25 protein-coding genes are annotated in these 17,881 nt (G+C 59.3%); 9 read left to right on the plus strand and 16 right to left on the minus strand.

Annotated elements, in window-relative coordinates; translation table 11 throughout:
* Positions 1–4: 4 nt before the first annotated feature.
* The 6 genes from DTW90_RS32345 to DTW90_RS32370 form a co-directional block, all read right to left on the minus strand.
* Entirely contained in the window at positions 5–277 is a 273-nt protein-coding gene (locus tag DTW90_RS32345) for a hypothetical protein (RefSeq protein ID WP_149343767.1), read from the minus strand.
* A gap of 12 nt (positions 278–289) precedes the next feature.
* Positions 290–589: a DUF982 domain-containing protein gene (locus DTW90_RS32350; RefSeq protein WP_149343769.1), complete on the minus strand. Its 300-nt coding sequence runs from the start codon at positions 587–589 to the stop codon at positions 290–292.
* A 73-nt stretch (positions 590–662) separates the two neighbouring features.
* Positions 663–1,136: an Hsp20 family protein gene (locus DTW90_RS32355; protein WP_149343771.1), complete on the minus strand. Its 474-nt coding sequence runs from the start codon at positions 1,134–1,136 to the stop codon at positions 663–665.
* A gap of 160 nt (positions 1,137–1,296) precedes the next feature.
* Positions 1,297–2,328, minus strand: coding sequence for a non-homologous end-joining DNA ligase (gene ligD, locus DTW90_RS32360; protein WP_149343772.1), 1,032 nt, complete (start codon positions 2,326–2,328; stop codon positions 1,297–1,299).
* Complete coding sequence (locus DTW90_RS32365) at positions 2,325–3,140, minus strand: Ku protein (RefSeq protein ID WP_149343774.1); 816 nt, start codon at positions 3,138–3,140, stop codon at positions 2,325–2,327. Before DTW90_RS32365 ends, ligD begins: the two co-directional genes overlap by 4 nt.
* A 12-nt stretch (positions 3,141–3,152) precedes the next feature.
* Positions 3,153–4,052, minus strand: a complete 900-nt coding sequence (locus DTW90_RS32370; RefSeq protein ID WP_149343775.1) for a Ku protein — start codon at positions 4,050–4,052, stop codon at positions 3,153–3,155.
* Between the two features lie 198 nt (positions 4,053–4,250).
* On the opposite strand from DTW90_RS32370, the gene DTW90_RS32375 reads away from it, so the two are divergent.
* From DTW90_RS32375 to DTW90_RS32395, 5 genes are read left to right on the plus strand one after another with little or no spacing between them, the layout of a single operon-like run.
* Positions 4,251–4,427 carry a hypothetical protein gene (locus DTW90_RS32375; RefSeq protein ID WP_010974312.1) on the plus strand — a complete coding sequence of 59 codons (177 nt, stop codon included), beginning with the start codon at positions 4,251–4,253 and terminating at the stop codon, positions 4,425–4,427.
* A gap of 11 nt (positions 4,428–4,438) precedes the next feature.
* Entirely contained in the window at positions 4,439–5,215 is a 777-nt protein-coding gene (gene xth, locus DTW90_RS32380) for an exodeoxyribonuclease III (protein ID WP_149343777.1), read from the plus strand.
* Between the two features lie 46 nt (positions 5,216–5,261).
* Positions 5,262–5,507 carry a hypothetical protein gene (locus tag DTW90_RS32385; RefSeq protein ID WP_113335682.1) on the plus strand — a complete coding sequence of 82 codons (246 nt, stop codon included), beginning with the start codon at positions 5,262–5,264 and terminating at the stop codon, positions 5,505–5,507.
* Between the two features lie 12 nt (positions 5,508–5,519).
* On the plus strand, positions 5,520–5,756 hold the full coding sequence (locus DTW90_RS32390; protein ID WP_149343779.1) for a hypothetical protein: 237 nt from the start codon (positions 5,520–5,522) through the stop codon (positions 5,754–5,756).
* 4 nt (positions 5,757–5,760) lie between these two features.
* Positions 5,761–6,021, plus strand: coding sequence for a hypothetical protein (locus DTW90_RS32395; RefSeq protein WP_149343781.1), 261 nt, complete (start codon positions 5,761–5,763; stop codon positions 6,019–6,021).
* A gap of 21 nt (positions 6,022–6,042) precedes the next feature.
* Here the strand turns inward: DTW90_RS32395 and DTW90_RS32400 are convergent, their stop codons facing one another.
* Both DTW90_RS32400 and DTW90_RS32405 read right to left on the minus strand, forming a co-directional pair.
* Complete coding sequence (locus DTW90_RS32400; RefSeq protein WP_246665141.1) at positions 6,043–6,951, minus strand: alpha/beta hydrolase; 909 nt, start codon at positions 6,949–6,951, stop codon at positions 6,043–6,045.
* A 24-nt stretch (positions 6,952–6,975) separates the two neighbouring features.
* On the minus strand, positions 6,976–7,869 hold the full coding sequence (locus tag DTW90_RS32405; RefSeq protein ID WP_149343783.1) for an SDR family oxidoreductase: 894 nt from the start codon (positions 7,867–7,869) through the stop codon (positions 6,976–6,978).
* Between the two features lie 569 nt (positions 7,870–8,438).
* Here DTW90_RS32405 and DTW90_RS32410 point away from each other — a divergent pair.
* Positions 8,439–8,945, plus strand: coding sequence for a ferritin-like domain-containing protein (locus tag DTW90_RS32410; protein WP_149343785.1), 507 nt, complete (start codon positions 8,439–8,441; stop codon positions 8,943–8,945).
* A 90-nt stretch (positions 8,946–9,035) separates the two neighbouring features.
* Complete coding sequence (gene catE / locus DTW90_RS32415; RefSeq protein WP_149343787.1) at positions 9,036–11,180, plus strand: catalase C; 2,145 nt, start codon at positions 9,036–9,038, stop codon at positions 11,178–11,180.
* 115 nt (positions 11,181–11,295) lie between these two features.
* On the opposite strand, the gene DTW90_RS32420 is transcribed toward catE, so the two are convergent.
* From DTW90_RS32420 to DTW90_RS32445, 6 genes are all read right to left on the minus strand, one after another.
* Positions 11,296–12,318, minus strand: coding sequence for a PAS domain-containing protein (locus DTW90_RS32420; protein WP_149343789.1), 1,023 nt, complete (start codon positions 12,316–12,318; stop codon positions 11,296–11,298).
* A gap of 124 nt (positions 12,319–12,442) precedes the next feature.
* Positions 12,443–13,018: an alpha-ketoglutarate-dependent dioxygenase AlkB gene (locus DTW90_RS32425; protein WP_149343790.1), complete on the minus strand. Its 576-nt coding sequence runs from the start codon at positions 13,016–13,018 to the stop codon at positions 12,443–12,445.
* A 35-nt stretch (positions 13,019–13,053) separates the two neighbouring features.
* A complete protein-coding gene (locus tag DTW90_RS32430) occupies positions 13,054–13,248 on the minus strand; it encodes a hypothetical protein (protein ID WP_149343792.1) in 195 nt (64 codons plus the stop codon).
* 54 nt (positions 13,249–13,302) lie between these two features.
* Complete coding sequence (rpsU, locus tag DTW90_RS32435) at positions 13,303–13,539, minus strand: 30S ribosomal protein S21 (protein ID WP_149343793.1); 237 nt, start codon at positions 13,537–13,539, stop codon at positions 13,303–13,305.
* A gap of 452 nt (positions 13,540–13,991) precedes the next feature.
* Positions 13,992–14,792 carry an SDR family NAD(P)-dependent oxidoreductase gene (locus DTW90_RS32440; protein WP_149343794.1) on the minus strand — a complete coding sequence of 267 codons (801 nt, stop codon included), beginning with the start codon at positions 14,790–14,792 and terminating at the stop codon, positions 13,992–13,994.
* A 17-nt stretch (positions 14,793–14,809) separates the two neighbouring features.
* Complete coding sequence (locus DTW90_RS32445; protein ID WP_149343795.1) at positions 14,810–15,979, minus strand: zinc-dependent alcohol dehydrogenase; 1,170 nt, start codon at positions 15,977–15,979, stop codon at positions 14,810–14,812.
* Between the two features lie 119 nt (positions 15,980–16,098).
* Here DTW90_RS32445 and DTW90_RS32450 point away from each other — a divergent pair, with 119 nt between their 5' ends.
* Positions 16,099–16,389: a low affinity iron permease family protein gene (locus DTW90_RS32450; RefSeq protein WP_149343797.1), complete on the plus strand. Its 291-nt coding sequence runs from the start codon at positions 16,099–16,101 to the stop codon at positions 16,387–16,389.
* Positions 16,390–16,416: 27 nt separating this feature from the next.
* Here the strand turns inward: DTW90_RS32450 and DTW90_RS32455 are convergent, their stop codons facing one another.
* Positions 16,417–16,992: a cysteine hydrolase gene (locus tag DTW90_RS32455; RefSeq protein ID WP_149343798.1), complete on the minus strand. Its 576-nt coding sequence runs from the start codon at positions 16,990–16,992 to the stop codon at positions 16,417–16,419.
* Positions 16,993–17,002: 10 nt separating this feature from the next.
* The gene (locus DTW90_RS32460; RefSeq protein WP_149343799.1) at positions 17,003–17,359 is read right to left on the minus strand and encodes a response regulator; all 357 of its coding nucleotides are present in this window, start codon (positions 17,357–17,359) and stop codon (positions 17,003–17,005) included.
* Between the two features lie 116 nt (positions 17,360–17,475).
* Between DTW90_RS32460 and DTW90_RS32465 the strand changes: the two genes are divergently transcribed.
* Entirely contained in the window at positions 17,476–17,832 is a 357-nt protein-coding gene (locus DTW90_RS32465) for a response regulator (RefSeq protein ID WP_149343801.1), read from the plus strand.
* The last annotated feature ends 49 nt before the right edge of the window (positions 17,833–17,881 follow it).

Below are 17,881 nucleotides of genomic sequence, written 5' to 3' on the forward strand. Positions count from 1 at the left end.
GCCATCAAAAACCGTAGCGCCGATCGAGCTCTTCCAGCGCAGCCTGCACCTCATCGATCGAGACTGGAGTTGTTCCCGGTAGCTGACGAAGGGCAGGCTTGGAATCGACGGCGTAAAAGTCCGAAGCCCAAGCGGCGAGGACCGCACGCTTATCGTCAACTGAAAGAGCACGCACTCTCACTACGTCGATCGGTCGCCGAAGCTGCATACCCTGAAGCAGGACCGTCGGTCCCATCGCCATCGCATTGTTTGTGGCCTGCTGGAGCAAATCGTGCATCGTCCCACCACCTCACAACACGTGCGGATCTTTGTCTCGCCGCAAGTGCGAGGCGGCGATCACATTGGTTTCCGGCGCCAGCAGATCGTGTTTCTCGGCAAAGGCAGCAAACAGGCCGCGCGCTGTCTCGGCTTCGATTTCACCACGCAGCGCGGCACTGCATGCCTTGAGCGCGATCGAATGCGCGGTGTCCCGGCTTGAGGCCGGCCACTCGGAAAGATACCGGTAGGCGTCCATCACGCCGCGAACCTTTGCCGAAAAGCCGAGGCCGACAAGAATGGAAACAGGCTGTCTGAACATATCGGGTTTCATCGTTCTCTCCTTGCCAACCCGGAATGTCGATGGGCGCCGTCGCGACGGCGCCCTTGTTGAGGGACAGTGTCGATTAAGCCGCCTTCTGCGCTTCGATCTGTGCCGGAGCTGCAGATGCCAAAGCTGGGGCGCTTTCGATGGTAATTTTTCGCGGCTTCAGTGCCTCCGGGATCTCGCGAACCAGATCAATCGACAGTAGACCGTTGCTCAGGTCCGCTCCGTTTACCCGGACATGGTCGGCAAGTTCGAACCGGTGTTCGAACGGACGGCCGGCAATACCGCGATGCAGATAGCCGTCAGCAGCCGCCTCCTGCTTCTTGCCCGTGACGGTCAGAAGGTTGGACTGGAAGGTGATGTCGAGATCGTCCTGGGCAAAGCCGGCCACCGCAATCGAAATCCGGTAGCTGTCGTCGCCGGTCTTGACGATGTCATAGGGCGGCCAGTCACTGATCGAACGGGCGCGCTGGGCGTTTTCCAGAAGATTGAAGACCCGGTCAAAGCCAACGGTCGAGCGGAACAGGGGTGCGTAGTCATAAGATGTTGCCATAGCCATATCCTCCTTGAAGCAACATGGGAACGGAAGCGCCGAAAGACGGCGCCTCCAGCAAGGCCAGCCCTCGTTTCAGCGGCTGGCGGCAAACGATTTGGTTTTTGGAAATTTCCGATTCAAGAGGATTGGTCGAAAAAATTAAGGTTACGCCGACCGGTCAGTCGAGTTCATACACCGCAGCATTGTCCTGGATCTCGCGCAACCCTTTGTAGGACGCGTGTCGCAGATTGCCGTCGTCGGTCCAGCCTCGGAATTCGATCTCGGCGATCAGCGTCGGCTGCGCGAAGACGTAATTCTTGCCCTTGAGGGGGACGACTGGATTCCGCGTCTTGAGCTTGTCGAGCGTCTTTTTCAGGTAGGCTGCGTCCTTTTCCTTGAAGCCCGTGCCAACGGCGCCGACATAGACCCAATCGTATCCGCGCCGGGCGGCAAGCAGCAGGCTGCCGATCCCGCCGCGTGCAACGGCTGACTGTTCGTAGCCGACGATCATGAAGCTTTCACTCTGAATACATTTGATCTTCAGCCAGTCGCCGATCCTGCCCGAGCGGTAGGGACGATCCCGGTGCTTGGCGATGATGCCCTCCAATCCAAGCGAGCGGGCGTTCTCCAGGAGCTCGGCCCCGTCACCCTGCACCTCCGCGGAAAGTTGGATCGCGCCGACGGCTCCATCCAGCAGGTCTGTCAGGAGATGCCGGCGGACCGACAGCTCGGTCTTCGTCAGATCGTGCCCGTCGAAGTATAAGAGGTCGAAGGCGAAGAGGACGGATTCCTCAGAAGCACGCTTGCCGCCGCGTCCGCCGAGCGAGCGTTGCAGCGCTCCGAAATCGGATCGGCCCTCGCTATTCAGCACAACAGCTTCGCCATCCAGGATCGCAGTTCCGACCCCGAGTTCGCTGGCAGCTGCCGCAATCGCAGGAAACCGATGCGTCCAGTCATGGCCGCCGCGCGTGACGATCCGCACACCCTTTGGCTCGATGTGGATCGCCAGACGGTACCCGTCCCACTTGATCTCGTAGACCCAATCCGGTCCGAGCGGTGGAGCTGCCTTTAGCAACGCCAGGCATGGTTCGACCCGGTCTGGCATTGGATCGAAAGGGAGATTCGGCTGCGCCGGATCGCGCTTTCGGCGCGGCTGTGATCTGGCGGAAAGACTGTCGTCCTGTAGCAGTGGCTTCGCGGGTCTTTTCATTTGCCGGCCCGGGTCTCGGCCGCGACCGACTTCTTCAGGGCGTCCATGATGTTGATGACGTTGTTCGGGGCGGGCGCCGAGGCCGGTGCTCTCGCCTTGGCCTTCGACGGCTTCTTCAGCGCCTTTTTCTTGTCCGCAATGATGTCGAGCAACCGATCCTGCACCGGATCGATGACCATCTTCGGGTTCCAGTGCTGGGTCTGTTTTTTGATTAGTTGCTGTACCAGGGGCATCATTTCGCTGTCCGCTGTCTCGTCGTCGTCGATCCCGGCAAAATAGGTATCCTCGTCACGGACTTCATCCCCATAGCGTAATGTCCAGAGGACGATACCCTTGCCGCGTGGCTCAAGCATGACGGCGCGTTCCCGGCGGGTGATGACCAGCCGCGAGATGCCGACCATGTCCTGCGCTTCCATGGCGTCGCGGATGACGGAAAAAGCCTCCTGCCCGACCGGATCGTTGGGCGACAGGTAATAGGGCGTGTCGAGCCAGATCCATTCCACGCTGTCGCGCGGTGTGAAGGTCGAGATATCGATCGTCTTGGTGCTGTCGAGCGCGACGTTTTCGAGCTCCTCGTCTTCCAGCATGACATAGTCGTTCTCGCCGCGCTGGTAGCCCTTGACTTCGTCCTCGTCTTTGACCTCCTTGCCGGTGACGGAATCCACATAGTGGCTGACGACGCGGTTCTGGGTCTCCCGGTTGAGGGTATGAAAGCGAACCTTCCCGTTTTCGGACGTCGCCGGCATCATCTGCACCGGGCAGGTGACCAGCGATAGCTTGAGATAGCCTTTCCAGTATGGACGGACAGCCATGGTATCCTCCGATCAGCCGGCGCGGCGGGTTGGTGCCGCGGCCTGTTTTGCCTTGGCGGTGGCTGCGGGCTTTGCCGCCTTCTGCCTGGCAGCACCCTTGTTGGCGTTGGCGGCGGCGGGCTTCGATCCCGCCTTGCCGCCGATACCGGCGCTCTCGCGCAGGGCCTGGAGCAGATCGCTCTGTTTGGAAACCGCCGGCGCCTTCTTCTTTGGAAGCGCCCTGCCCTCGATCTTGGCCTTCACCAGTTCGGCGACGGCCGCCTCATAGCGGTCATCGAAGGTGCTGGCGTCGAAGCTGCCCTTCTTGGTGCCGATGATGTGCTCGGCAAGTTCCAGCATTTCGCCTTCGATCTTCAGGTCCGGGAGTTCCTCGAAGGCCTCCTGAGACGATCGGACTTCATAATCGAAGTTGAGCGTCGTGGCGATCAGACCTTTGCCGTGCGGCCTGATCAACACTGTGCGCATGCGGCGGAAAAGGACCGTGCGCGCGATCGCCGCGACCTTGGCCTTCTTCATGCCGTCGCGCAAAAGCACGAAGGCATCGGTGCCCATTCTGTCCGGCGCCAGGTAATAAGGCTTGTCGAAATATACCCCATCGATTTCGTTACAGGGGATGAAGGCGTCGATCTTGAGGGTCTTATCGCTGTCCGGTACTGCGGCCGCCACCTCGTCCGGCTCAAGGATAATGTACTGGCCGTTTTCGATCTCGTAGCCTTTGACCTGGTCGTCGCGCTCGACCGGATCGCCGGTCTCGCTATCGACGAACTCGCGCTTCACCCGATTGCCGGTCTTGCGATTGAGCGTATTGAACGCAATTCGTTCCGACGAAGAAGCCGCGGTGTAGAGCGCCACCGGACAGGCAACCTCTCCGAATTTGATGAAACCCCTCCAATTCGCACGCGGGGCAACCATGACGCAGACTCCTGACACAACCAATGCGATTCAAGCGAATCGACATGTAATTGTTCCGAGTCGAAACGAATCATTTTTCAATGACTTAGGCCGATTGGGTCGCTCGCTTTGCGAGTCTGCGCTAGGCGCTTGATTCCGGTGCATCTTTTCGCGGCCGCGTGCGTTTCTTCCTGGAGCAACCCTGAAGGAGTTCCTGCCATGAGCAAACGCGAACTGATCGATACCGGAACCGACAAGCGCTATGTCCGCCGTGACAAGGAAGGCAAGTTCAAGGAGAGCGTCGACGTCTCAAGATCGCTGTCCGCCGATGCCCGCCACGACGCCAAGCATGATGCGAAGCCTGGCCAGGGCGACAAGGGTGATCGCAAGCACTGACGGAAACGCCGGTGAAGCTAGCCACCTACAACGTCAATGGCATCAATGGCCGCCTCGAGGTGCTGCTGCGCTGGCTTGCCGAGGCAAAGCCTGACGTCGTCTGCCTGCAGGAGTTGAAGGCGCCGGACGAGAAGTTTCCTCGCCGCGAGATCGAGCGCGCCGGGTACGGTGCTATCTGGCACGGCCAGAAAGCCTGGAACGGCGTGGCCATCCTCGCCCGCGATCAAGAGCCGCGCGAGACACGTCGCGGGCTTCCCGGCGATCCCGACGACAGCCACAGTCGCTACATCGAAGCGGCGATCGACGGAATGGTGATCGGGTGCCTGTACCTCCCGAATGGCAACCCAGCGCCTGGCCCGAAATTCGATTACAAGCTTCGCTGGTTCGAGCGGCTGCACGCCTATGCTGCCGAGCTGTTCGAACTCGAGGTGCCGGTCGCCCTTGTCGGCGATTTCAACGTCATGCCGACGGATCTCGATGTCTACGCGCCGGAACGCTGGCGGGATGACGCCCTGTTCCGGCCAGAAGTACGCGCTGCCTATGCCGAGCTCATCGCCATGGGCTGGACCGATGCTATCCGATCACTGCATCCCGACGAGCGGATTTATACTTTCTGGAAATATTTCCGGAACGCCTTCGCTCGTGATGCCGGTCTGCGCATCGACCATTTCCTGCTCAGCCCTTCCCTGCGTGAACGGTTGCAGATCTGCGGCGTCGACAAGTTCGCCCGCGGCTCGGAGCACACCAGCGATCATGCGCCAGTCTGGATTGAACTCGATGACGACTAAGTCGTTACCGCCGAGAGCATGTTTGCACATGAGGAACCAAAACGCCATGGCCGAGCGACAGGATTTCGATGCAGCGGACTTCGCGGACAACCTTTCAATGATGACGGATGAGGAGCTGTTTGCTCTCATGCAAACGCTCGAACAGGAGAGCGAGGACGTCGCGGTCGATGTCCGGGAGACAAGCGATGTGTTTTCCAAGATCGCGCTCGTCGAGACCGCGATCGAAGATCGCTTTCCCGGTCAGTTGCTGGCACCTTACAAGGAATGGCAACAACGGCGAACCACGGTTTGAAAGGGGCGGTCCATGACCAACGATCCTGACACCTCCGAACGATTGTTCAAACAACTCGACGATCTCGTGGCCGATGTCATTGACCGCTTCGCCAGCGAGGGACATGGGACGGCCGTGGTGATCGAGACCCTTCTGCTGGCAAAGCGCCTGCTTGCTTATGATCGGGATCCCGACCCAGCGGAAGACTCAATTAATGAGCCCTCTAATGACTGGCCCGCCGCCGATCGGCGTCCCGACCAGAAGGAATGATCGCTTGCTTCACCCCGAACACCCGAACACGAGCGAAACACTCAAAACCCTCACCCGGGCACAACGGGAAGCACTTGAGGCGATCGCCTTTTTCCGCCGGCAGCGCAAAGCCGGCAGGGGCTGGTTGGTCGGCGACAAGCGGCTGTCCGAAAGGGTTGTCGAGCGTCTGGAGAAGATGCAGCTTGTCGAAGAGAGCTTCCTCGGTGGCGAACCGAGGTTGCAGCTTACGATCGTCGGTCAGGCGATTGAGGCGAAGATGCAGTGAACCACCGCTCCGCTCCTGTGCTTAGCCCATCTCGCGCAGTTCGCGCATTGCACCCGCGAACACGGTCGGGACTTCCTGCGGCACGTTGTGACCGACACGCGGGAGCATGCGACGAATGTATAGCCCCGTGAAATGCTTGCCCTCCTCGTCTTGTGAGGGCGGAGGATCCACGCCGTCGTCTGCACCGAGCAGCACGATGGTCGGAACCGAGATCGGCGGCTGCGTCGCTAATAGCGCTTCGAGGGCCGCGTAAGCGGGATCACCCGGCACCACGCCGTAACGGTGCCGGTACGAATGAATCACCACGTCAACAAAGTCAGGATTATTAAAGGAAGCCGCGCTTTGCTCGAATGCGTCCACTTCGAAATGCCAAGATGGCGACCATGTCTGCCAGAGAAGCCGGGCTATCTCGCTTCGCCTTTGCTCAAGGCCCTTCCGCCCTCGATCGGTATGGAAATAGTACTGGTACCAGTCCCGCGCCTCCTGATCCGGCGAACCCGGGTTCCCGGCGCCGGCGATATCCTGGATGTTATAGGTCGCACCGGCGCTGACCAGCCCCAGCACCCTTTCCGGCCATAACGCGGCAACAATGCAGGCAGCACGTCCGCCCCAGTCGTATCCTCCGAGGATCGCCTTTTCGATCGACAGACTGTCCATCAATGCCAACAGATCCGCCCCAAGCGCCGCCTGCTCCCCGGAGCGCATTGTTGTTGAGGACAGAAACCGAGTTTGACCATAGCCGCGCAGGAACGGCACGATGCAGCGATGGCCAGAGCCGGCTAGCCGAGCAGCGACCTCGTCATAGGCGTGAGCATCATAGGGAAAGCCATGAAGCAGGATCGTTGCAACGCCATCCGCGGAACCTGAACCGTAATAGGCAATATTCAGGACCCCCGCGGAGACATGTTTCAAAGTCGGTGCTTGCGCCATGGACAACCTTCGAAGTTGGTTCGATCAAGCGACGCCCTTACCGCCGGTGACACCGTAGACCTCGCCGTTGATGAAGCTCGCTTCCTGCGAGGCGAGGAGGACGAAGACCGGAGCGAGCTCGACTGGCTGGCCGGGGCGACCGAAATCGCTATCCTTGCCGAAGTTCTTGACCTTCTCGTCCGGCTGGCCACCGCTCGGCTGCAGAACCGTCCAAACCGGACCTGGCGCTACGACATTGGCGCGAATGCCGCGCTCGATCAGTTGCTTGGCGAGCGCCTTGGTGTAAGCGACGATACCAGCCTTGGTCGTGGCATAGTCGAGCAGGATCGGCGACGGCTGATAGGCCTGGATGGAGGCGGTCGTTATCACGGCGGATCCCGCCGGCATATGGGGCACAGCGGCTTGAGCGATCCAGTGTAGCGCATAGAGATTGGTCTTCATCGTCTTATCGAAATCTTCGGTCGACAACTCTTCGATCGTCTCGCGATATTGCTGCCGGCCGGCATTGACGACGAGAATGTCGAGACCGCCAAGGCCGGAAACGGCTTTCTGGACCAGTTCACGGCACCAAGTTTCGTCTTTGATGTCGCCCGGAAGCGCGACGGCCTTGCGCCCCTCGGCTTCGATAAGACCCATCACCTCTTGGGCGTCGGCTTCTTCGTCAGGGAGGTAGGCGATGGCGACATCGGCGCCCTCGCGAGCAAAAGCGATAGCGGCGGCGCGGCCGATACCCGAATCTCCTCCGGTGATGAGCGCCTTGCGATTAGAGAGCCTTCCCGATCCGCGATAGCTTTGCTCACCGTGATCCGGGACGGGATCCATCTTGCGGGCCAGACCGGGCGCAGGCTGTGGTTGGTCGGGAAAAGGCGGCGCGGGATAGAGCTTGCGAGGATCGTTCAAGGATGTTTTGTCGTGCATGGTGACACCCAATGGTTTCGAGGTTGCGTGGAAATGCATGTTTGCGAACGCCCGCTTCCCCGCATTGTTCCTCAAGCCTGTTGCCGAATGGATTTTCTGAGCCGTTACGCTCGTCCTGCCTTCGACAAAGGCGGAATGTCATGTCCGCATGGACAAGCAGGAACCCAGGCGGCCAAATTGGCGAAAAACTGTGAAGATCGCAGCGTTTAAGCAAGGAGGCCGAAGACCGAGCATGCCTGCTAGGCGGCGAGCAAACCCAGTAAATCCGGAGCAGCGGAAGTCGGCACGTACCCAGCCCATCATCAATGGACACTGGATTTCGGCGCGGGGTCACAAGGCGCCAGAGTGCGGTCGGCCCGGTACAACCGGCGACAGTATAGGAGTAACCACGAAGCGAAAACACTACGTGGAAGGATGGAAAGTGGAGTGGCGCGCCTGCATGTAACCCGGAGCACCTCCTCAAGCCAATCCTTTACGAACTTATACGTTCAAATGATCCAAAGGGGAACTTCGACGCGTCATGGGTGTTATTCGGGTCCCACTCTCGAAATTGTGATCGGAGCCCAACCATGGCCACTGAAAAGACCCTGAATGACCTCTTCCTCGACACTCTGAAAGACATCTACTTCGCTGAAAAGCAGATCCTGAAGGCTCTGCCGAAAATGGCGCGTGCGGCACAGTCGGACGAAGGCAAGGCCGGCTTCCTGCAGCATCGCGACGAGACCCAGGGCCAGATCGAACGCCTCGAACAGATCTTCGAGCTCATCGGCAAGCCGGCGCGCGGCAAGACCTGCGAAGCGATCCAGGGCATTCTCGCCGAGGGCGAGGAAATCATGGAGGAGTACAAGGGCACTGCGGCGCTCGACGCGGGCCTTATCTCCTCTGCGCAGGCGGTCGAACATTATGAGATCGCTCGCTACGGTACGCTGAAGTCCTGGGCCAAGCAGCTCGGCCTCAAGGATGCCATTCCGCTCCTGGATGCTACGCTCCAAGAAGAGATTGCCACCGACCAGAAGCTGACCGCCCTTGGTGAAGCCTCCGCAAACCCGAAGGGTTCGCAGAGGAAAGCCAGCTAAAACATCCGTTGTCACTAATCAGGCCGCCCTTCGAGGCGGCCTTTTTGCTTTTCGGTCTGCTGACCCTTCTCCATTCACCAGGAGCCACACATGGCCAAGAAAATCACTCCGGCGTCACCCGCCCCGAAACTTGAAACTGCGACCATCCACGACCAGAAGCTCCAGCGTGGCGCCGGCGAGCTGCACCAGTTCGCCGAGGGCGATACACCTGTCCTAACCACCGCCCAGGGCGGGCCGGTGGCCGATGACCAGAATTCGTTGCGCGTCGGCGCGCGTGGTCCGCTTGTCGTCGACGATTTTCATTTCCGCGAGAAGATCTTTCACTTCGACCACGAGCGCATTCCAGAACGCGTCGTGCATGCGCGCGGCTACGGCGCCCATGGGTATTTCGAGACCTATGAATCGCTGGCGAAATACACCAGGGCCGACCTTTTCCAGCGTCCGGGCGAGAAGACGCCCGCCTTCGTGCGCTTTTCCACGGTCGCCGGCAACAAGGGCTCGGCCGATCTCGCCCGCGACGTCCGAGGCTTCGCCGTCAAAATTTATACGCAGGAGGGCAACTGGGATCTCGTCGGTAACAACATCCCGGTCTTCTTCATTCAGGACGCCATCAAGTTCCCCGACCTGATCCATGCCGCCAAGCAGGAACCGGATCGTGCTTTCCCGCAGGCGCAGACAGCGCACGACAATTTCTGGGATTTCATCAGCCTGACTCCAGAAAGCATGAACATGGTCATGTGGATCATGTCGGACCGCACCATCCCGCGCTCGCTTCGCTTCATGGAAGGTTTCGGCGTCCACACCTTCCGATTCGTCAACGCCAGGGACGAATCCACCTTCGTCAAGTTCCATTGGAAACCAAAGCTCGGTCTTCAGTCGGTTGCCTGGAACGAGGCGGTCAAGATCAACGGCGCCGATCCGGATTTCCATCGCCGTGACCTGTGGAACGCAATCCAGTCCGGCAATTTCCCTGAATGGGAGCTGCAGGTCCAGCTCTTCGACCAGGCTTTCGCCGACAGTTTCGATTTCGACGTGCTCGATCCGACCAAGATCATTCCAGAAGAGCTCCTCAAGCCCCAGCCGATCGGCCGGCTCGTTCTCGATCGCATGCCCGACAACTTCTTTGCCGAGACCGAGCAGGTCGCGTTCATGACTCAGAACGTCCCGCCGGGCATCGACTTTTCGAACGATCCGCTGCTACAGGGCCGCAACTTCTCCTATCTCGATACGCAGCTGAAGCGACTTGGCGGCCCGAACTTCACGCATCTGCCGATCAATGCGCCGAAGTGTCCCATGCACAACTTCCAGCAGGATGGGCACATGGCGATGCGCAATCCCGTCGGGCGGACCAATTATCAACCGAATTCGCACAACGAGGGACCGCGCGAGTCGCCGATGCATGGCTATCGCCACTTTGCGTCTGAGGAGCAGGGCACCAAGGCGCGGCTGCGTCCGGAGAGCTTTGCCGACCATTACAGCCAGGCCCGGCAATTCTACATCAGCCAGACCGGCGCCGAGCAGCGCCACATCGCATCCGCGCTGACGTTCGAACTGAGCAAGGTCGAGACGCTGGTCATTCGCGAACGGATGGTCTCACATCTGATGAACATCGATGAGACGCTGGCAACCACGGTTGCGCAGAAGCTCGGCTTCAAGTCCATGCCCAAGGCGGCCGATGCGGCGATGCCGACCCGCCAGGACCTGGAACCGTCGCCGGCGCTCAGCATCGTCGAACGCGGTCCCAAACGCTTCGAAGGGCGCAAGCTCGGCATTCTGATCACCGATGGTGTGGATGCCAAGCTGTTGAAGGGGTTGACCGATGCCATCACCAAGGAGAAAGCAGTCTTCGAACTGATCGCGCCGAAGGTCGGCGGCGTGACGGCGTCTGACGGTACATTGATCGCGGCACATCATATGATCGATGGCGGTCCCTCGGTTTTGTTCGATGCTGTTGCCATTCTGACTTCGGCCTCTGCCATAGAGGATCTCGTCAACGAGGCGGCGGCGCGCGACTTCGTGGCGGACGCCTTCCAGCACTGCAAGTTCATCGGCTACGATCACTCAGCAGTCCCGCTGTTGAAGAAGGCCGGGATTGCCGATTCACTTGATGAGGGCGTTCTTTCCCTGCCGGGGGAAGAAGGACTTTCCGCCTTCGTTGCCGAACTTGGCAAATTGCGTGTCTGGGGCAGGGAGCCGTCGGTCAAGCTCGGCAAGGCATCGCCCCCGATCAAATAACATTGAAACAGTGCGTGGGAGCAATTCCACGCGCTTTCACCTCTCCGATCATCTTTCAGTGCTACAAAACGCCTCGGCAGCACGCACGCTTGGAGCCGGTACCCATGGTTGACACCTAGCCGGGCCGTATTTCGAGCGTGACCGCCAGGCTGTCGTCTCGCCAATCGCGGGTAATCGAGCCTCGAAGTTGTTTCTCGATGAGCGCTCCAACGATAGTGGTTCCGAAGCCTTTGATTAGCTCCTGCGGCCTGGGAGCACCCCCACTTTCGGTCCATATCATGATGAGGCGACCGTCCTCCGGACTTGGCTCCCACGCTATCGCGAGACGTCCGTGACCGTGCCGTGACAGAGCTCCATGGGTTACGGCGTTTACGGCGAGCTCGTGGATGACCAGCGACAGCGGCTGGACGGCTTCGGGAACAACGAGATACTCTGGTCCACTCATTGTGATGTGGCTGTCTGGATAGCGTGAGATCTGCGCCTCGATGACATTTCGTATGTCGATCGCCTTCCAGGAGTTCTCGGACAGCAGCGCGTGCGCCCGCGCCAGCGATTGAACACGCTCCTGTACGGCGGAGGCGTAGGCCGCAGGATTATCAGCGTTGCTGAGCCGCACGATACTGTCGACGATCGCGAGAACATTTTTGGCTCGATGGTCGACTTCCATCAGCAGCCGATGTTCAGAGGCTTCCAGCGCTTGGACTTTTCGGTACTTCGTCACGTCGATCTGAGACGCGAAGAAATAAGCGACTTCTCCGTCGTCGTCGAGGATAGGGCTAACGTGGAGCCGGTTCCAAAACGAAGACCCGTCCTTCTTGTAATTCAGAAGCTCTACATCCACGCCCTTGCCGGCCGTCAACGCGTAACGGACTTCGGCCACTGCAGCAGGCGAGGTCCCCGTCCCTTGCAGGAACCTGCAGTTTCGACCGACGATCTCGTCCGCTGCATAACCTGTCAGATCGAGGAATGCCTGGTTGGCGAGAACGATCGGATATTCGCGTTGTCTTGCGTCGGCAACGACCATCGGCATCCTGGTGCGCTCGAACGCTGCCGCGCTAAGCTCCTTGTGATCCCGCTGGCCCGTAGGGGATGCGACGGTCGGGTGATCACCGTGGACCGGGGTCTCTGATACTGCCAACTGCTTACCTCATTGTCTCGGTGAGCAGGTAACATCTTTGTCGGGTAAAGGTTTCACTGTGCAGATGAATGGCGATCCGGCTTGGGAATAGCTGACGCCCCAATATGCCGGTTGTAAGCCGACCTCATGCTGCGCTGTTTAGTTCGCGGAAGGTGATCGAATAACGAAGCTGGTCGACCGGCGGGATAGAATGCTCCCAAAGGGTCCTGGCCTCGCCGGCCATCACATAGGCCGATCCTGGTTTGACTATGACCGAGCTGCGCTGCCACTTGCCGCCCTGGCGCCGCCTTAGTCTGAACGTGCAGGGTGAGAGAAGCGAAATACCGACCACGCGACCGAAGACGAATTTGTCTTTGTGCCAACCGATCGGAGCGCCGGGACCATATTCGGTCACCAAGGCCTGTTCCAACCGGTCGGGGTCGATGCCAGCGAAACTGCCTGCCATCTCGCGGACGGGAAAAAGAAACGGCGGAATGTCTTCGCCTTTTCGGACACGCTCCGTATCGAAGTCGTATTTCCAGCCATACGAAACTGTCCTGCGTTTGCCCTCGAAACCGTGGAAGTCGAAAGCTTTAAACGGCAGCCCAGGCATCTTTTCGAGAAGCGCCTGCTGCAGATCGTCGGGGACGACATCGGGTGCATAGCGAAAACCGTCGGGAAGTGCCGACTCGATCGCGCCGAAGAGGTCATGCTGTTCCATCTAGCTCATATCCGGTTCTCAAGCTACCTGTCGTCTCAATGCACGCGCGGCGTTTTCATCACGGCCGCAAAGTCCTCGGCGATCAGTTCGCTGACGGCAATCAGGATTTCTTCGCGCGAGAAACCCGCCCGCAGCGCATCCCGAATCAAATCCTGCAATTCGGGTTCGATGACGTCACGACAATCCTCCAGACGCTCTTCGGAAATTGTTATGCTGGTAAGCTCTTCCATCTTTTACCCTTCACGGAATCCCGCTCCGCCCATGGCAGAGCGATTTCGAATGTACTAACGCACGGAGGCTTTCCGCTTTGGCGCGGCGATCAGGCCTTCGCGCTGCATCTTCTTACGTGCGGCCTTTCGGTGGCGGCTGATTGCCTGCGCCTTTTCCCGCACGCGCCGTTCAGACGCCTTTTCGTAAGCGCGCCGTTCCTTCATTTCTCGAAACAGCCCTTCGCGCTGCATTTTCTTTTTCAGCACCCTGAGGGCCTGGTCGACATTGTTGTCTCTGACGAGCACTTGCATCGAATTCTCCTTTTTTGATCCAGCCTTCTCCCGTCAGCCGAGTTGCTCAGCGATCAGCTCCTGCAGTTCACGACGGGTGAGGAGACAGGGAGAGATTTTCCTATTCTCAGTCGGCCGAGTGACGGCCTCATCGCGCTCGCGCGGCTTCGCCGCCGCGGGCGCGGAAGCGATGTTTATTTTGTTCAATGGGTTTCCTTTACCGGCCACCCGGCTGGCATCATCAATTTGATTGGGATTCGCCCGTCACAAAACATGGAGGGCAAGCGTTTGCTGCTGCGGGCAAACCCTGCAGACAAACCCTAGAGCTTGCTCAGCAAGTCCCGCACATGGGGATTCGCAATTGCGATTACAATCTTCCGAGGGATGTAGCACTAGCGAAAGCGGAAGAGAGCCTCAATCAGGTGAGCCCTCAATTGCACCAGACCTCCCGAAACCGAGCAGCTGGCGTCTGCTCAGTTCTTTGCCGTTCCAGGCGCCGCCATCTTCGCATGCTGAGTCGCCAGAACTGACGCCGGCGTGACGTTGGCCATCGCTGCCTGGAATTTGTTCTTCCAACCGGCGACCACATCGCCCTCCCCATCCATCATGGCATCGAATCCGACCTTGGCAACGTCGGCCGGATCGTCCTTCTCGGCCTGGCCGACGTCCGTATCCAGCATATCGGCGCGCTCGAAGAAGCGCGTGTCCGTCGGGCCCGGCATCAGGCAAGAGACGGTCACGCCGGTATCCTGGAGCTCATTGCGAAGGGCAAACGAGAAGCTGTTGAGGAAAGCCTTGCTGCCGTTATAGACGGCTTGATAACTGCCCGGAATGAACCCGGCGATCGATCCGGTGACGAGGATTTTGCCAGCGCCCCTTGCCCGCATCTGGTTGCCGATCTGCTGGATCAGGTAGATCGTACCGACGACGTTCGTATCGATGACCCTGCGAGCCTCTGCGAAGTCCTGGTCGAGGAAGCCCTTGCCCAGCCCGCGCCCGGCATTTGCGAACAGCAGATCGACGGAACGGCCGTCGGCCTCGATGCTCTCAGCAAGCCGATCGACGCCCTCGACAGTCGAGAGGTCCGTGAGGACAGCATCGACGTTTGCTCCCATTCGGCGGAGTTCCGCCGCCGCGTCCTTGATCTCCTCCTCGTCGGCAGCGATGATCAGGTCGTAGCCCTTCGACGCAGCGATCTTTGCGAGTTCAAATCCAATACCGCTCGAGGCGCCGGTGACGACGGCGAGGCCGGTTTTCTGTTGTGCGCTTCCCATGATCGTGCTCCTCTTCCTCAGGGTTTTAGAACGACCTTGATGCAGCCGTCCTTTTTCTCAAGAAACGTCTTGTAAAGATCCGGTCCATCTTCCAGGCTTCCCGTGTGGGTGATGATGAACGATGGATCGATCTCGCCATTCTGGATGCGGTCCATCAGGATCGGCAGGTAGTGCTGCACCGGCGTCTGGGCCATCTTGAAGGTAAGGCCGCGGTTGATCGCCGAACCCATGGGAATCTTGTCGAGGAAGCCGCCGTAAACGCCGACGATCGAGACAGTCCCGAAGTTGCGGCAGCAATGGATCGCCTGACGCAGCACATGCGGACGATCGGTGCCCATAAAGGTCGCGACCTTGATGCGATCGAGACGCGCGTCCCAACTGGCGGATGGGTCTGACTCCGTTCCGACGGCGTCGATGCAGGCATCCGCGCCGCGGCCGTTGGTCAGCTCCATGATCCGGTCATAAATATCCTTGTCCATGTAGTCGAGGGTGATGGCTCCGGACCTTTCGGCAAGCGCCAACCTTTCCGGCACTGTATCGATGGCGATGACCCGCTCGGCGCCGAGAATGAACGCGGACTTGATCGCCATCTGACCGACGGGACCGCAGCCCCAGATGGCGATCGTATCACCCGGCTGGATGTTGCAGAAATCGGCCGCCATGTAGCCGGTCGGGAAGATGTCGGACAGGAAAAGGACCTGCTCATCTGTCAGTCCCTCGGGCACTTTGATCGGACCGACATCGGCATAGGGCACGCGCAGATATTCTGCCTGCCTCCCGCTATAGCCGCCGAGCAGATGCGTGTAGCCGAATAGCCCCGCAGGTGAGCTTCCCCAAAGCTTCTTCGCTTTCGATGGATCGGGATTGCTTCGTTCGCAGCCAGAAAAAAATCCGCGTTTGCAGAAGAAGCATTCGCCGCAGGAGATGGTGAAGGGAACGACGACGCGGTCGCCGACCTTGAGCTTCTTGTTGTCCTTGCCGACCTCGACAACCTCGCCCATGGTTTCGTGTCCCATGATGTCGCCACTATGCATATCGGGCATGATCCCATTATACAGATGGAGGTCGGAGCCACAGATTGCACAGGCGGTGACCTTGATGATCGCGTCGCGGCCTTCTTCAATCTGCGGGTCAGGGACGCTTTCGCATCGAATGTCGTGCTTGCCGTGCCAGGTTAATGCTTTCATATCTTCCTCCCGCGGCGATCATGCGGTGCTGCGACGGAAACCACGACTTCAAGAAGTTGTTCCCTTTTGCATGGGTGTAAGTGCGCGGAACCTGGAGCCAGCCTGCGCATTCTCCGCCCATGGCCGGACGATCACGATTTCTTCGAGCCGTTGCATTCGCGGGACATCCTCATGGTGTCGCGGCAGCGGTCCTGTTGGCAGCGTGCTGGTGCGCGGTCGGTGTCGGCCTTGATTTTCCGCAGGAATGGTTTCTTCTCACGAACATGCTCTGCACGCTTGTCGTTTTGCTCCTCCTGCTTCTGATGCAGCATTCCCAAAACCGCGACATGCGAGCGCTCCAGGCCAAGGCTGACGAATTAATCCGGTCAACGATAGCCAACATAACCGATGATCGGCGCCGAGCAGCGTGAACCACATGAACTCGACGCGAATTCGGGTTAGATAGATTGCAAAAATTCCTCTGTCATGAGGAGTTCAAGCTGCACCGAAAAACGGTCGCCCAGCAGTTCGAGCGACGCATCATGGGTCTCGTCGGCGCCGGAACAGACGGCGTCACGAAGAACAATAACGCGGTAACCGAGGTCAATTGCTCCTAGTGCCGCCGATAGAACGCAGACGTCAGTCTCGCCGCCGGTCAAAACCACGGTGCCGACGCCCTCGGCCGAAAGTATCCCATGAAGCGTGCCGCCCATCCACGGCGAATAGGTCATCTTGTCAAAAACGCGCGCGGGAGGGACCAGTCGTTGCAGGATGGGCAGAAGATCGAGCATCTGGGAGTCTAGACGCTCGCGCGTCATTTGCGACCACTTTTCATAATAGACCCGCCACATGCCGGGCATGTCACCGGAGTGCGAGGGGGTAATGAACCGGGTGAAGATGGTGCGCTCCGGGAAGCGCCCTGCAAGTTCCTCAATTTGCGGACAAACTTCCTTCATCCACGGCACGTGCCAAGGCGTTTCCTCTCCAAAGATCCGTTGCATGTCGATGCAGAGATGGATCCAGGACCCTCTCATTCTGATCTCCCTACGCACCCATCGCCACAAGCGTTTTTGTGACAGCAATGGAGTCACAGGGTTTGGCGAAAAATACGCCTCGCGACGGCAGTTCGTCTGTGCGCGGCATTTTCATGCCGGAGACCACGATGATCTCCATCGGCGGCCAGCAGTCGCGGACGGATACGGCGAGGTTCAGGCCCTCCATCCCGCCCGGCATGTCGATATCGGTGAAGAGTATACAGACTTCTGGGACAGTCTCCAGGATCGGCACGGCATCCGCGGCGTTCAATGCCTCAAGCGCCTCGAACCCGGCTTCTTCGACCAGATCCACGGCGGCCAGGAGCAAGAGGGGTTCGTCTTCGACGACCAGGACTTTCGGCGTCATGCTACTTCCTAATTTTATAGTTCTACGGCAAAATTCCCGTCGGCGGCACAAGTTCCGGAGCCCACTTTTTACAGCCCCGGCCTCATATGTACGTACGGCGGTGTCAGGAGATTCATATGTCCACGATCCTCATCCTCGAAGACGAACCGTTTATCGCGCTGGACCTTGAGGAGACGCTGGTTGAAAGCAGCCATCAGGACCATGTGACACTTTCGACGTGCAAGGACGCCTCGGCCTGGTTGGACGCCCACACACCAGTCGCCGCGATCATCGACCCGCGACTGTCGGACGGGATCTGCACCACCGTCGTTCGACGCCTTTCAGATCTTGGCCTTCCCTTTGTCGTCTACTCCAGAGAACCGGATTCGCTGATCGAAAACGAGCCGGTCTTCGGCAAGGGCGAAATGCTCGGAAAACCGGCGTCGCCCGACCAGGTCATTGCGGCCGTTAGCCGAGCGCTACAAACGGAATAGCCTCTGCACAGATCCATCGACCGAGGCGTCTAATGGCCGTGCCAGGACG

This window comes from Neorhizobium sp. P12A (assembly GCF_008365395.1).
GTDB lineage: Bacteria > Pseudomonadota > Alphaproteobacteria > Rhizobiales > Rhizobiaceae > Rhizobium.

Bases quoted from the DNA above. Each gene is read 5' to 3' on its own strand.
- DTW90_RS32345 (WP_149343767.1), bottom strand. From the start codon at position 277: ATGCACGATTTGCTCCAGCAGGCCACAAACAATGCGATGGCGATGGGA.
- DTW90_RS32350 (WP_149343769.1), bottom strand. From the start codon at position 589: ATGAAACCCGATATGTTCAGACAGCCTGTTTCCATTCTTGTCGGCCTC.
- DTW90_RS32355 (WP_149343771.1), bottom strand. From the start codon at position 1,136: ATGGCAACATCTTATGACTACGCACCCCTGTTCCGCTCGACCGTTGGC.
- ligD (WP_149343772.1), bottom strand. From the start codon at position 2,328: ATGAAAAGACCCGCGAAGCCACTGCTACAGGACGACAGTCTTTCCGCC.
- DTW90_RS32365 (WP_149343774.1), bottom strand. From the start codon at position 3,140: ATGGCTGTCCGTCCATACTGGAAAGGCTATCTCAAGCTATCGCTGGTC.
- DTW90_RS32370 (WP_149343775.1), bottom strand. From the start codon at position 4,052: ATGGTTGCCCCGCGTGCGAATTGGAGGGGTTTCATCAAATTCGGAGAG.
- DTW90_RS32375 (WP_010974312.1), top strand. From the start codon at position 4,251: ATGAGCAAACGCGAACTGATCGATACCGGAACCGACAAGCGCTATGTC.
- DTW90_RS32385 (WP_113335682.1), top strand. From the start codon at position 5,262: ATGGCCGAGCGACAGGATTTCGATGCAGCGGACTTCGCGGACAACCTT.
- DTW90_RS32390 (WP_149343779.1), top strand. From the start codon at position 5,520: ATGACCAACGATCCTGACACCTCCGAACGATTGTTCAAACAACTCGAC.
- DTW90_RS32400 (WP_246665141.1), bottom strand. From the start codon at position 6,951: ATGGCGCAAGCACCGACTTTGAAACATGTCTCCGCGGGGGTCCTGAAT.
- DTW90_RS32405 (WP_149343783.1), bottom strand. From the start codon at position 7,869: ATGCACGACAAAACATCCTTGAACGATCCTCGCAAGCTCTATCCCGCG.
- DTW90_RS32410 (WP_149343785.1), top strand. From the start codon at position 8,439: ATGGCCACTGAAAAGACCCTGAATGACCTCTTCCTCGACACTCTGAAA.
- catE (WP_149343787.1), top strand. From the start codon at position 9,036: ATGGCCAAGAAAATCACTCCGGCGTCACCCGCCCCGAAACTTGAAACT.
- DTW90_RS32425 (WP_149343790.1), bottom strand. From the start codon at position 13,018: ATGGAACAGCATGACCTCTTCGGCGCGATCGAGTCGGCACTTCCCGAC.
- DTW90_RS32430 (WP_149343792.1), bottom strand. From the start codon at position 13,248: ATGGAAGAGCTTACCAGCATAACAATTTCCGAAGAGCGTCTGGAGGAT.
- rpsU (WP_149343793.1), bottom strand. From the start codon at position 13,539: ATGCAAGTGCTCGTCAGAGACAACAATGTCGACCAGGCCCTCAGGGTG.
- DTW90_RS32440 (WP_149343794.1), bottom strand. From the start codon at position 14,792: ATGGGAAGCGCACAACAGAAAACCGGCCTCGCCGTCGTCACCGGCGCC.
- DTW90_RS32445 (WP_149343795.1), bottom strand. From the start codon at position 15,979: ATGAAAGCATTAACCTGGCACGGCAAGCACGACATTCGATGCGAAAGC.
- DTW90_RS32450 (WP_149343797.1), top strand. From the start codon at position 16,099: ATGGCCGGACGATCACGATTTCTTCGAGCCGTTGCATTCGCGGGACAT.
- DTW90_RS32455 (WP_149343798.1), bottom strand. From the start codon at position 16,992: ATGAGAGGGTCCTGGATCCATCTCTGCATCGACATGCAACGGATCTTT.
- DTW90_RS32460 (WP_149343799.1), bottom strand. From the start codon at position 17,359: ATGACGCCGAAAGTCCTGGTCGTCGAAGACGAACCCCTCTTGCTCCTG.
- DTW90_RS32465 (WP_149343801.1), top strand. From the start codon at position 17,476: ATGTCCACGATCCTCATCCTCGAAGACGAACCGTTTATCGCGCTGGAC.